The following is a 13,143-nucleotide window of genomic DNA, read 5'->3' as shown; positions in this document are numbered from 1 at the left end:
TTGCTTGACTGAAACTCAGTGAAATTTACAGCGCAGTCGTTCCTGTATTCATTAAACTTCATATCTCCCCCAGAAAATGGATTTTATCCTTTTTTGATGAAGTGTTTGAAAAGAATTCTCAGCAGAAAAGGGGTTTTTATATGACAACTAAGAAGCAAATAAAAAGTGATTTGCAAATTGCACAAGAGGCAACCATTAAACCGATTAAAGAGATTGCCGAGCAGCTGGATATTTTAGAGGCCGAGCTAGAGCCGTACGGACATTATAAAGCCAAGCTTTCTTTGTCCGTTATGGAACGTTTACACACAAAACAAGATGGAAAAGTGATTTTAGTTACAGCTATTAATCCAACTCCAGCAGGAGAAGGGAAGTCGACAGTGACGGTCGGCTTAGCTCAGGCATTACATAGATTAGGTAAAAAAGCGATTGTCGCCATGCGTGAACCATCTCTTGGTCCGGTAATGGGAATTAAAGGAGGTGCCGCTGGCGGCGGTTATGCTCAAGTGCTTCCAATGGAGGATATTAACTTACACTTTACTGGAGACCTGCATGCCATCACAACAGCTAACAACGCGCTGGCGGCTATTTTAGATAACCATATACATCAAGGCAATGAATTGCGTATTGATACACGTAAAATCACGTGGAAACGAGTGGTTGATTTGAACGACCGCGCGCTGCGTCAGGTCGTCATTGGATTAGGTGGTCCGATGCAGGGTGTTCCTCGAGAAGATGGATTTGATATTACGGTGGCATCAGAAATTATGGCTATTTTCTGCTTAGCGTCAGATTTACAAGACTTGAAGCGTCGCTTAGCGTCTATTGTGGTAGCTTATAATATGGACAATGAGCCTGTAACGGTTGCAGACTTAGGTGCACAAGGAGCGCTTACTCTTCTTTTAAAAGATGCGATTAAACCAAACCTTGTACAGACGTTGGAACATACTCCAGCCCTCATTCACGGAGGTCCTTTTGCTAATATTGCCCACGGCTGCAATAGCGTCATTGCCACAAAAATGGCTGCAAAACTAGGCGACTATGTAGTAACAGAAGCGGGATTCGGGGCAGATTTGGGGGCGGAAAAATTCCTGAATATCAAAGCTCGTATGGCAGATATTAAACCAGAAACGGTGGTAATCGTTGCAACAATTCGCGCTTTGAAAATGCATGGGGGCGTTCCTAAAGAGCGTTTAAATGAAGAAAACATTGAGGCTTTAGAAGCGGGAATTGAAAATCTGGAAAAGCATATTGAAACGATTCAGGCATTCGGCGTTCCTTACGTTGTAGCCGTGAACCGTTTTGTGACGGACTCAAAAGGTGAAGTAGAAGCGCTTATGAATTGGTGTGCTTCAAAGAATGTTCCCGTTGCTTTAACAGAAGTATGGGAAAAAGGCGGAGAAGGCGGCGTCATGCTTGCTGAAAAAATTCTTGAAGTCATGAACGAGACAGAAAGTCAGTTTTCTCCTCTTTACGATGTGTCGGCTTCGATTCCAGAAAAAGTAGAAGCTATTGCTAGAACTGTATACGGAGCACAAGGCGTAGATTTTGCTCCAAAAGCGTTAAAGCAAATACAGCAATTTGAAGCAAACGGTTGGGATCATCTGCCGATCTGTATGGCCAAAACGCAGTATTCGTTAAGTGATGATCAGACGAAGCTTGGGCGACCAACTGATTTTAAGATTACGGTAAGGGAATTCCGTCCTTCACTCGGAGCTGGGTTTCTCGTGGCGCTAACAGGTTCAATTATGACAATGCCTGGCCTTCCAAAAAAACCTGCTGCGCTCAATATGGATATTGACGAGAATGGACATGCACTAGGGATTTTTTAAGAGAAGAGGCTGGGGTAAGAGTATTTTAGTTGAAGGAAAATCCGAACGATGAAGCAAGATTCTTGATGAAGAATCAAACTCGTTCGGATTTTTTCATAGCTATGGTAAAAAGAAGTTTCATGGGTGTAGTGGCTTCTAGATGTAAATTGGGTGGACTTAGTTGTGTCTCAATCTCTTTCTTGTAATATAAAACAAAATAACAGGTATGTTATGAATTAATTTGGCAAGAAAGAAGAAGAGCTGACTGTTTGTATTTTATAAAAAAGGAAGTAGTTGAAATGTTTGATCCGATTGTATTTGATAATTTAAAAGTTGTTGTAGAAGGAGAGATCTATGATCTTGACTTATCTGGGCAAGTATCTGTTACGAATCGCGAAGATTTTGTAGACTTAGCTCAGTTTACTCGAACGTACCGTATTTCTTTTCAACAGCATTTTTGCTGTACCGCGTCGCTAACTTTATCAACCGACTTAGACAACATTCATGCCGAATTAACGCCTTCCCGTGTAGAAAAACCAGGGTGTACAGTTTATATTCATTTTCAGCTAAAAAAACAAAAACCGTTTGAAGAAGCTGAGTTTCAAAACATACAGGAAATGTGTGAGCGGATCTGGGGAACAACAAGAGTTGTGAAGCAGCGTATTACTCATGAAATCGGAGGAAGCGAATACGAAAACAATATTGAGGTAACCTTTAACCGATTTATTTACGAAGACCAAGTAGGAGATTTAATCGAGATGATTGATTACATGCTGCAAACGACTGACCAGCTAAAGGTTCTTTACGACAAATCATAAGAGCGTTTCAGTTGTACTTCCGAAATAAAGTGAATTACAATAGGGAAAAGGAGGCGTTTTGATGAGCGTGTATGAATACTCGGCAAAAACAATTAAAGACGAAGACGTATCGCTATCTAACTATCAAGGTGACGTGCTGTTGATTGTGAATACAGCTAGCAAGTGCGGCTTCACCCCTCAATATAAAGATTTGCAGGCGCTGTATGAAGAAGAAAAAGAAAACGGTCTAACGGTTCTAGGTTTTCCTTGCAATCAGTTCGGTGGTCAAGAGCCAGGAAGTTCAAATGATATTGAACAATTTTGCGAGTTAAACTATGGCGTTTCGTTTCCGATGTTTGCAAAAGTAGATGTAAAAGGGGAGCATGCACACCCGTTATTTACATACTTAACAGAACAAGCACCGGGCCTACTAGGTTCCAAAGGGATAAAGTGGAATTTCACAAAGTTTTTAGTGAATCGTCAAGGTGAAGTCGTGAAGAGATACGCACCTCAAACTGCACCAAAAGATATTCAAAAAGATATAAAAGAATTGCTGTAAAAGCAGGTGGATCTCCATCTGTTTTTTATTTTTAAGCAAGGGTTTTCAAACGGTGATCCGCTGTCAGTGAGACGAGCGCCTCACTTTGTGCTAAAATAATGGTGGATATAATTGAGGTGAGCAAATGAATAAAATAGTGGAAACGGAAAAGTGGGTTCAAGCAAAGCTTGCGCATGACACAACGGGTCATGACTGGCAGCATATCGATCGCGTGCGTCGGAATGCAGTGCTTTTATATAAAAAAGAAGGCGGCAATCGGGAAGTTATCGAACTAGCCGCACTTTTACACGATGTTGTAGATGATAAGCTAGTCGAAGATGTTGAAAAGGCGTACGAAGAAGTGTGGGAGTGGCTGAAGAGTCATCAGGTAGAAGAAGAGAACTGCAAGCATATCGTTCACATTTTACAAACGATGTCATTTAAAGGCGGAAACCGTCCGACTATGGCTACGCTTGAAGGTCAAATTGTTCAAGATGCAGATCGTTTAGATGCGATCGGTGCAATTGGTATCGCACGTACGTTTATGTATGCAGGTGCTAAAGGCACGGCTTTGTATGATGAAAACATTGCTGTACGAAGTGAGATGACGGAAGAAGAATACAGACACGGGAAATCAACGGCTATTGCACATTTTTATGAAAAGTTATTAAAGCTCACTGCGTTAATGAATACTCAAACAGCACGGTCTCTAGCGCAAGAGCGACATACATATATGAAAGAATTTTTAGTTCAATTTAAGAAAGAGTGGAATTATCATTATGAAAATGCTGACTGTTGAAAACTTAACAAAAACGTATGGAGAAAAAGAGCTGTTTCATCAACTAACATTTACCATTACGGAAAATGAGCGAATCGGCTTAATCGGTGTAAACGGAACAGGGAAATCAACGCTTCTTAAAATTATCGCAGGTTTAGAGATCGGAGACGAAGGAGATATTGTTCATGCTAAAGACTACAGCGTGACATATTTACCGCAGCATCCGGATTTTGATGAAGACTTAACGGTTCTGGAGCAAGTTTTCAGCGGAGATACGCCTCTTCTTAACTTATTAAAAAACTATGAGCTAGCTCTGTATGCGTTAGAGCAAGACTCTGCAAACGAAAAAAATCAGCAAACATTGTATGATTTACAGCAGAAAATGGATGCGATGAACGCGTGGGAAGCCAATTCTAACGCACAGTCAATTTTGACGAAGCTTGGAATTTCAAATATGAGTGCAAAAATTGGTGAGCTTTCAGGTGGACAGAAAAAGCGCGTCTCCATTGCGCAAAGCCTAATTCAAACACCTGATTTACTGATCTTAGATGAGCCGACTAACCACTTAGATTATGAGACCGTTAAATGGCTCGAAGAATATTTATCCAAATATCAAGGAGCCGTGCTGCTTGTTACTCATGATCGCTATTTCTTGGATGCTGTTACAAACCGGATTTTTGAATTAGACGGTGGAAATTTATATAGCTATAAAGGAAACTATGCTGCTTTTCTAGAAGGAAAAGCGATTCGAGAAGAGCAGGAAAAAGCAACTCAAGCAAAATTAAGCAACTTATACCGCAATGAATTGGCTTGGATTCGCAGAGGAGCAAAAGCGCGTACGACTAAGCAAAAAGCGCGTATTCAGCGATTTGATGAATTAGAAGGGAAAATCGATTCCTCTGAAAAAGAATCACTGGATTTAAGTTTAGCAGGCAGTCGCCTTGGGAAAAAAGTGTTTGAATTAAAAGATGTGTCTAAGACGTATGAAAATAAAATCATTCTTTCAGATTTTACGCACATCGTAAAAAAACAAGATCGAATTGGAATTGTCGGGAAAAATGGAAGCGGAAAGTCTACCCTGTTGAATATGATTGCAGGACGCATTGAGCCGGACAGCGGTGAAATTGACAGAGGACAAACGGTTAAAGTTGCTTACTATACCCAAGAAAGCGATGATATGGACTTGAATCAACGCATGCTTGATTATATTAAAGAATCGGCAGAAGTTGTGCATACGACGGATGGGAAGATGATCTCTGCGTCGCAAATGCTTGAGAGATTTCTATTTCCTTCACATACGCACGGAACACCGATTCAAAAATTGTCCGGGGGAGAGCGCCGTCGTTTATACTTATTGAAATTATTAATGACATCGCCAAATGTTTTGCTTCTAGATGAGCCGACTAATGATTTGGATACTCAAACGCTAACGGTGCTTGAAGACTACCTCGAAGAATTTCCAGGTGTTGTTATCACTGTATCGCATGATCGCTATTTCTTGGATAAAGTAGCAGATTACTTACTAGTTTTTGAAGGAGAAGGAAACATTTCGATTTATTTTGGCGCTTATACAGATCAATTGGAAGAAGCGATGAAGAAGAAGCAGGCAATGGTTCAGCAGGCTAAAGTGAAAGAAGAAAAGCCAAAACAGCCGGAGAAAACAAAAAAGCGTCGCTTAACGTATAAAGAACAAAAAGAATGGGAAGAAATCGAAGATAATATTGCAGCAAAAGAAGAAGAAATTGACCGCTTAACAAGTGAAATTGAACAGGTGGGCAGCGATTATACAAAAGCGCATAACCTATCGTTAGAACAAGAAAAAGCAAATGAAGAATTAAGTGCACTTCTTGATCGCTGGGCAGAGCTTTCAGAGCTGATTGAAGAAATTGAAAACGCGTAAACAAGTCGTTAGACTGAGTATAAAGCACATGCTACAATTTTAATGAGAGGAGTACGATACGATATGAACATTAAATCAATTGAGCCAACGCCAAGTCCGAATACAATGAAAATTAATTTAGACGAAGTGCTATCAGGCGGAAAAAGCAATAACTATACGGAAAAAAATGCTGAAGCAGCTCCTGAAGTTGTTCAAGACATCTTGAAAGTAGAAGGGGTAAAAGGAGTCTACCACGTAGCGGACTTCTTGGCAGTAGAGCGAAATGCCAAATATGACTGGAAGCAAATTTTGCCGCAAGTTCGTGCAGCGTTTGGTGAAGATTTGCAAAGCAGCAGTGAACAGCACAAAATGAATGAGCATTTTGGTGAGGTCAATGTGTCAGTTCAAATGTTCAAAAATGTACCGATGCAAGTCAAGCTAACGGACGGAAATGAAGAAAAGCGCTTTGGTCTGCCCGAGCGATTCGCAAAAGCGGTAGCAGAACTTCAACGTTTTTCAGATAATGTGGTATTAGAACGGAAATGGAAAGAACAAGGCGTTCGTTACGGAGAGTTAGCTGCTATCGGAGACGAAGTAGTAGAAGAGTTAGCAGCAGCATATCCCCAAGAAAGATTAACTCGCCTTGTGGCTAATGCACAAGAAGAAAAAGAAGGCGGAAAAGCTGTACAGCCGCGTAAAACCTATAAAGTTACAGAAGAAATGCTAGAAGACAACGATTGGTCAGTGCGCTATGCCCATTTAGAACAAATGGATCCAACAGAAGCTGATTTAGACGTTTTAAATAAAGCGCTTGATGATGAAAAAGCATCTATTCGCCGCTTAGCTACAGTCTACTTAGGAATGATTGAATCAAAAGCGGTACTGCCTTACTTATACAAAGCATTAAAAGATAAATCAGTCACTGTGCGCCGTACTGCTGGAGACTGCATGTCAGATTTAGGTTTTGAAGAAGGTATTCCGGCAATGTGTGAAGCTCTTGGTGATAAAAACAAGCTTGTTCGCTGGCGTGCAGCTATGTATTTATACGAGGTAGGGGACGAGACGGCTCTTCCTGCATTAAAAGCAGCAGAGAATGATAAAGAATTTGAGGTAGATTTACAAATCAAGCTAGCAATTGAACGTATCGAAGGCGGAGAAGAAGCAAAAGGTTCTGTTTGGAAACAAATGACGGAAAGCAGAAAAGCATAAAAAAAAGATCATTCATCTGAATGATCTTTTTTTTACGACTGTTTTGCAGCGGGAGTTGGAAACTGCATAGGCTGCATGGTGTTATCAATTTTAATAGGCTGATAGCCCGACTGCTTTAAGTAAGTCAAAATAGCAGGAAGGGATTGTGCCGTAAAGGATTTATCATGAAATAAAATGACTGGTGTTCTTCCATTGGAGTTAACCCCTTGAATATGAGGTTCAAGCCCCTGAATAATTCTAGGTGCAGAACGAAGTGCCCAGTCTTCGCTGTCTACATTCCAGTCCCATAATTTAAAGTGGCTTAGCAACTCTGTACGGTGAGGCTCTTTTAAATAGGGAACGCTGCCGTAAGGAACGCGGATTAACTTACTGTCGACACCGGTTACTTTTTTAACGGTCGCTTGACACTCCTGCATTTCTTTTAACGCGGCGCCGTCTTCACTATACATGACATGAATATCATGAGAGACGCCGTGACAGCCGATGGCATGTCCTTCCTGTGCTACTTTTTTAGCAATTTCAGGGTGAACGTCAATTTGATGCTTTAACATAAAGAAAGTTGCTTTTACGTTATATTGACGCAAAGCATCTAAAATATGAAGAGTATCAGGTGTTGGACCATCGTCAAACGTAAGGTAAACAGGCTGTGTAAGAGCTTGATTTTGATTGTTTACCGTATTTCCTACATACATATTATGATGAAGTGTATTAAGCAGCTTCTCAGGCTGTGCTGAAGATGCAGCTTCTTTCAGCGGCAACGCAGTAGATGCTAATACTTGCTGAGATGCAGCGGATTCACTTCCTTTGGCTTCTGTAATAAAAAACAAAGAAGCGACGATCACTAACACTAAAGACAAAAATGCATAAAATCGTTTGTTTGGCTTAAATCGTTTGTTCGGTTTAAATCGCTGGTTCAATTTGAAAATCCTTTCTACTAAACTACTATTTACTACTATAGTACAAAAAATGGAATATTAATAGTAAAAATCGACATTTTTATGGAAAAAAATTAGATGATATGACCCGGTTTTAATCTTTTTTTGTCAAATGGAAAAGGAGAACGGGACAACGATAAGGATTTGAAGAGTGAGTAGCTAGATTTTTCCTGGTTTTTATAGTATGCTTTTAGCGTGAATGATTGTTAGGAGGAATGTTAATATGTCAATGGCATATGAAGAATATATGCGTCAGTTAGTTAAACCAATGCGTCAAGAATTAACTCAAGCTGGTTATGAAGAATTAACAACAGAGGAAGCCGTAGTTGATTTTATGGAAAACGTAGAAGGAACAACTTTTGTTGTCGTTAATTCAGTTTGTGGATGCGCTGCTGGTTTAGCACGTCCTGCAGCAACGCAAGCGTACTTACAGTCTGAGCAAAAACCAGATCAAGTGGTAACTGTTTTTGCTGGCCAAGATAAGGAAGCAACAGCTAAAATGCGTGAATATTTTGGGGACATTGAGCCTTCATCACCGTCTATGGCGCTTTTAAAAGGAAAAGAAGTCGTTCATTTTATTCCTCGACATGAAATTGAAGGTCAGCCGTTAGAAGTTATTTTTGAAAATATTTTAAATGGCTTTAAGCAGCACTGTTCATAAAATGTCCTGCTTTTGTCACATCTAGTATATAGATTTTTAGAGAAAAATCGCATATACTTTATAAGAAAAAGGATGTCTATCGGCATCCTTTTTCTTTATGTAAATAGCCAAACAGTGTAGGGGGAGTTATGAAAGTGATTGTTACGACTGCTGGTCGAACAAATGAACAGATGACTGTAAAAGCCAAACAAGTAGCCGCTGATTTAAGTATACCTTTTGTAGTAAGAGAGAAGAAATCCGTTGCAGATCTTCAAAATCTTCAAGCTGCAGACGTGCTGGTTGTCGGTAAGAATAGAGTAGAATTGCATGTCCAAAATGAAGAGGAACCTATTTTTTTTCATCCAAATTCCGCTATGTTTAGAGTAAAGAGATGGCTGCGAGGAGAACGTGATCCGTTTATTGAAGCTGCTGGTTTAGAAAAAGGAATGAGCGTGCTTGACTGTACACTTGGTCTTGCATCGGATAGTATGATGGCGAGCGCAGCGGTAGGGAAAAGCGGGAAAGTTGTCGGACTAGAAGGCAACCGCTATGTAGCTTATTTAGTCAAACAAGGACTTTTAAATTGGGAAAGTGACGTACAAGAGTTGAACGATGCAATGAAGCGTATAAACGTGGTTCATCAAAATTTTGAATCGTTTTTGGCGTGTTGTGAAGATAATTCTTTTGATGTTGTCTACTTTGATCCTATGTTTCAAGAGCAAATTGATGAATCGAATGGAATTAACGGTATTAAAGCAATAGCACTGTATACTACGCTGACGCCAATGGCTATACAAGAAGCAAAAAGAGTAGCCAAACAAAAGATCGTGCTAAAAGATCATTGGAAAAGCAGTCGTTTTGAAGAACATGGATTTACCGTACAAAAACGAAAAACATCAAAATTTCATTACGGGACAATTGATATACAATAATAAACAAAAAAGTAAAATGAATCCCGATCATTGAAAAGACTTCCAAAACCTTTTAGGAATTAAAAAGTTTTGGAAGTTTTTTTTATGAATTTCATCTAAAGTTCATAAAAGTATGATATATTTTTGAACATAAAAATACTTTTGTGTTTAAGCATCCAGCAAAAAAGGAATATCTTGTATAGGTTTCCGCTCGGTGTGACAACCTCAAATAGAAGAAGGAAGGTGCTAACTAAAAAGTCTTCGAATGCCCGTAGGCAGCATAAATGAATAAGCAAATATAGGTAAAAAATTAATAAGTATGTTACAATACCTAGTGAGTTATAACAATGAATTTTACGATATGAAAAGACCATATGGGAAAAGATAAGAAAGGAAAGATACGAATGCCTAGATGGATAAAAAGAATGCTAATTGTATTTATTACAGTATTTACATTTGGGCTTGTCACTCCACCAGAATATTTATACGTTGATGATGCAAAAGCGGACAAGCAACATAAAGCAGGGTATGTAAGAGAAACAACTCCTGTCACAGCTGTTATAGAAGATATTCATTTGCCATATGAAGAACCAAAATATGAAGACGTTTCATCATTTGTTACGTATGCAATGGAATCAGCTGAAAAACAGTCAGTGGAAAAATTCGGAACAAAAATTGGACCTGTCATTGAAGATGAATTTCGTCTAGCAGTGTTACCTAAAATTGAAGAAGTGCTGACCGACATTGGCACTGAACGTGAACAGTCGATTCAGAATCTCGAGATAAGCGAGCACCCTGCTGCTGGCTACGGTGAAAAGATTTTCCATGTATATGACCGGGAAACCGGTCAGGACTTAATACGATTTCATGTACGGCGTGAAAATCCTCCAAAAGATGGATACTGGTTTAATTTTCACTATCATGCGGCTGCAGATAATTTTCAGAAGCATTATGATTTAGGGAAAATTTATTGGAACCGAAACATGCCGCCTAAATGGTTTAGCTGATAATAGACACAACATTCTGCGATTTCGAAATGTTAGCTTTTTTAAGCTAGCATTTTTTTACGTCTAAAACCGTTATGGTCTAAATAAGCTGAAACATTAGCACAATGATAAAAAAATCGTTTATAATGAAGTCAGACTTCTTACCATAGAATAGGGAGAAGGAACGAATAGATGTTGGAGGTAACATAATGAAACAATTTACGGAAGAAAAACAATTTCGCGAACAAATTAAGAACGAAACACTAAGCGTTGGGATTTTTACGACAACGTGGTGTCCTGATTGCAAACGTTTGGATATGTTCATTGATGAAATCGTTGACGAAAATACAGATAAAGCATGGTTTAAAATTGATAAGGATGAGTTTGAAGAACTTTCTGCTGAAAACAATGTAATGGGTATTCCTTCTCTTCTTGTATATAAAAACGGTGAAAAAATTGCACACTTGCACAGTGCAAATGCTAAAACGCCTGAAGCGGTCCGTGAATTTTTAGCAACTCTTTAATTCCTTAAGCTGCGAGAGCATTCTCGCAGCTTTTTTTGTGAGAATGGCTATTTCCATTTTTCCATGAGTGGGGTATACTAGGACAAGTGAATAATCGTAAAGCAATAAGGTCTCAATTTAAAGATTGAGTGAAAAGGGAAGTCTGGTGAAAAACCAGCGCGGTCCCGCCACTGTAAGCGCTCTGTGCGTAAGTCAGGAGACCTGCCTTATTGTTAGCTGTGAAACCTTCGAGGAAGGGTGAAGCAGGGTAATGAACATACATATCAAGTATAGTGAACGGATTCTTTTCCTGCTTATCTTGACGTTACCTGCTTTGCTTTCAATTGAAAGTAAAGCTTTTTTATTTTGAAGCTGCCTGCGAGCAGTATACATAGTCAAAGCGGAAAAACGGGATAGCGCTGCTTTTTGCATGATCATTTGCTTTTTCTTTAACGTGGAGGTTTCGTATTCACAATGAACAATATATAGGGGGAGTATTTAGATGAAAAAATGGCTTTCGTATTCCATTATTGCACTGTTAGTCATCGTACTTGCTGCATGCGGTGCAGGCAACCAAAGCAACAGTGATAAAAAAACGAAGCAAGATACGAAACAAACGTCACAAGCTGCATTTCCAGTGAAGGTAAAAGACGCGCGTGATAAAGAAATCACGTTGAAAAAACAGCCTAAGAAAATTGTTTCCTTAATGCCAAGTAATACGGAGATTGTATATGCCCTTGGCCTTGAAAAAAAATTAGTCGGTGTTACAAGCAACGATGATTATCCTAAAAGCGTAAAGAAAAAAGCGCAGGTAGGAGATATGAACGTTAATGCGGAAAAAGTTATTGCTTTAAATCCTGATTTAGTGCTGGCACACGCTTCAAGTATGGGCGTTTCGGATGAAGTATTTAAACAAATTGAAAGTGCGGGTATTCCGGTATTTGTTGTAAAAGATTCAACAACGTTTGATACGGTTTATGATTCTATTACGCAAATCGGTAAATTAACAGGTAAAACAAAAGAAGCTAATCAAACAATTAAAGACATGAAAGAAAAAGTAGCTTCAATTGAGAAAAAAGCAAAAACGATTTCAAAAGAAGATCGTAAAAAAGTATGGATAGAGGTATCAGGAGCTCCTGAGATTTATACAACAGGAAAAGGTACGTTCATGAACGAAATGCTTACTATGATCGGTGCGGATAACGTAGCAGCTAGTGAAAAGGGTTGGGTTAAGTTTTCTGAAGAGCAAGTTGTTAAGTTAAACCCTGACGTTATTATCGCAACGTATGATGCAGACAAAAATGAGATTATGAAGCGTCCCGCTTGGAGCAGCATGACTGCTGTAAAAGAGGGTAACATCGAGAAGGTTGATCAAAACAAAATCAATCGCTTAGGACCTCGTATTGTAGATGGCTTAGAGGACTTAGCAAAAGCAGTATACCCTGAGGTGTACAATAAATAAGAAGAGGGACCATATTCCAGTTCGAATTGAAAAGGGGATTGGTCCCTTTTCACATCTTAAAATTGAAGAACGGCCTGAGCTTTTAATCATGAAAACCGAGACTTCTTATAAAACATACAGCTCAGGGGTTTTAGGAACAGGCATTACGGAAACGGACACCTTTTACAATCGATTTGTTCACAAAGACTATTATTCAGATACTCCTTCTTTGGAGTATGAGCAATATTTGATGAAAGAAAATGTGCGCCATGAGCAAATCGTAGGGTTGATGACAGCCGTTTGGTTAAAAGAAAGAGCGGTTTACTGTTATGAAGGCTACGGAGTAAGAGTAGCTTCCGTGATAACGGCTGGAGTAGGAAACGCAGTAGATATTACAGCTGATGAAGCTGTCCCGTTCTATTCCTCTCCCGGTACAATTAATATGTTTTTTTTCGTGGAAGGTACGCTTACGGATGCAGCGTTTTTACAGCTTTTTATCGCGGCCACAGAAGCTAAAACAAAAACGCTGTCACAGCTGGGTGTCATAGATCCGGCTACAAAGACGATTGCTACGGGAACATCTACGGACAGCATCTCAGTTGCAGCGTCTCAGCAAGGAGCATTATATGAATATGCAGGCTCTATGACCGCTTTAGGGCAAGCGGTAGCCAAGCTGGTGAAAATAAGCTTAGAGCAGGGACTTAAGGGAAAGAGGTGA

At 39.5% G+C, this 13,143-nt stretch carries 13 protein-coding genes and 1 riboswitch; of the genes, 12 read left to right on the top strand and 1 reads right to left on the bottom strand.

The window, feature by feature from the left end; all coding sequences use genetic code 11:
- Nucleotides 1-140 precede the first annotated feature (140 nt).
- The 6 genes from ACFX40_RS16405 to ACFX40_RS16380 all read left to right on the top strand — a co-directional run bounded on the left by ACFX40_RS16405 (nucleotide 141) and on the right by ACFX40_RS16380 (nucleotide 7,009).
- Nucleotides 141-1,829: a formate--tetrahydrofolate ligase gene (locus ACFX40_RS16405; protein ID WP_098333309.1), complete on the top strand. Its 1,689-nt coding sequence runs from the start codon at nucleotides 141-143 to the stop codon at nucleotides 1,827-1,829.
- A gap of 278 nt (nucleotides 1,830-2,107) precedes the next feature.
- The gene (locus ACFX40_RS16400; RefSeq protein WP_028408806.1) at nucleotides 2,108-2,626 is read left to right on the top strand and encodes a hypothetical protein; all 519 of its coding nucleotides are present in this window, start codon (nucleotides 2,108-2,110) and stop codon (nucleotides 2,624-2,626) included.
- 61 nt (nucleotides 2,627-2,687) lie between these two features.
- The gene (locus ACFX40_RS16395; RefSeq protein ID WP_025752029.1) at nucleotides 2,688-3,164 is read left to right on the top strand and encodes a glutathione peroxidase; all 477 of its coding nucleotides are present in this window, start codon (nucleotides 2,688-2,690) and stop codon (nucleotides 3,162-3,164) included.
- 124 nt (nucleotides 3,165-3,288) lie between these two features.
- Nucleotides 3,289-3,942 carry an HD domain-containing protein gene (locus ACFX40_RS16390; RefSeq protein WP_217598766.1) on the top strand — a complete coding sequence of 218 codons (654 nt, stop codon included), beginning with the start codon at nucleotides 3,289-3,291 and terminating at the stop codon, nucleotides 3,940-3,942.
- Nucleotides 3,923-5,821 (top strand): ABC-F family ATP-binding cassette domain-containing protein, encoded by a 1,899-nt coding sequence (locus tag ACFX40_RS16385; RefSeq protein ID WP_377255600.1) that lies wholly within the window; start codon nucleotides 3,923-3,925, stop codon nucleotides 5,819-5,821. Before ACFX40_RS16390 ends, ACFX40_RS16385 begins: the two co-directional genes overlap by 20 nt.
- 63 nt (nucleotides 5,822-5,884) lie before the next feature.
- The gene (locus tag ACFX40_RS16380) at nucleotides 5,885-7,009 is read left to right on the top strand and encodes a conserved virulence factor C family protein (protein WP_098658472.1); all 1,125 of its coding nucleotides are present in this window, start codon (nucleotides 5,885-5,887) and stop codon (nucleotides 7,007-7,009) included.
- Nucleotides 7,010-7,041: 32 nt separating this feature from the next.
- Here ACFX40_RS16380 and ACFX40_RS16375 read toward each other — a convergent pair whose 3' ends face one another.
- Entirely contained in the window at nucleotides 7,042-7,926 is an 885-nt protein-coding gene (locus tag ACFX40_RS16375; protein ID WP_136789419.1) for a polysaccharide deacetylase family protein, read from the bottom strand.
- A gap of 241 nt (nucleotides 7,927-8,167) precedes the next feature.
- On the opposite strand from ACFX40_RS16375, the gene ACFX40_RS16370 reads away from it, so the two are divergent.
- The 6 genes from ACFX40_RS16370 (at nucleotide 8,168) to ACFX40_RS16345 (ending at nucleotide 13,143) form a co-directional block, all read left to right on the top strand.
- A complete protein-coding gene (locus ACFX40_RS16370) occupies nucleotides 8,168-8,605 on the top strand; it encodes a BrxA/BrxB family bacilliredoxin (RefSeq protein WP_013056693.1) in 438 nt (145 codons plus the stop codon).
- 134 nt (nucleotides 8,606-8,739) lie between these two features.
- Nucleotides 8,740-9,516 (top strand): class I SAM-dependent methyltransferase, encoded by a 777-nt coding sequence (locus ACFX40_RS16365; protein WP_028408801.1) that lies wholly within the window; start codon nucleotides 8,740-8,742, stop codon nucleotides 9,514-9,516.
- A 383-nt stretch (nucleotides 9,517-9,899) separates the two neighbouring features.
- Nucleotides 9,900-10,502 (top strand): YpjP family protein, encoded by a 603-nt coding sequence (locus ACFX40_RS16360; RefSeq protein WP_028408800.1) that lies wholly within the window; start codon nucleotides 9,900-9,902, stop codon nucleotides 10,500-10,502.
- Between the two features lie 188 nt (nucleotides 10,503-10,690).
- A complete protein-coding gene (locus ACFX40_RS16355) occupies nucleotides 10,691-11,005 on the top strand; it encodes a thioredoxin family protein (protein WP_013056696.1) in 315 nt (104 codons plus the stop codon).
- Nucleotides 11,006-11,095: 90 nt separating this feature from the next.
- A riboswitch (cobalamin riboswitch) is annotated at nucleotides 11,096-11,228 on the top strand.
- 258 nt (nucleotides 11,229-11,486) lie between these two features.
- Complete coding sequence (locus ACFX40_RS16350) at nucleotides 11,487-12,446, top strand: ABC transporter substrate-binding protein (RefSeq protein WP_377255597.1); 960 nt, start codon at nucleotides 11,487-11,489, stop codon at nucleotides 12,444-12,446.
- An 88-nt stretch (nucleotides 12,447-12,534) separates the two neighbouring features.
- Nucleotides 12,535-13,143: an adenosylcobinamide amidohydrolase gene (locus ACFX40_RS16345; RefSeq protein WP_028408798.1), complete on the top strand. Its 609-nt coding sequence runs from the start codon at nucleotides 12,535-12,537 to the stop codon at nucleotides 13,141-13,143.

It is taken from the genome of Priestia sp. YIM B13552, assembly GCF_042787775.1.
Lineage (GTDB): Bacteria > Bacillota > Bacilli > Bacillales > Bacillaceae_H > Priestia > Priestia megaterium_E.
The sequence above is the reverse complement of the archived record's forward strand: the minus strand, read 5'-3'. Positions and strand labels throughout refer to the sequence as shown.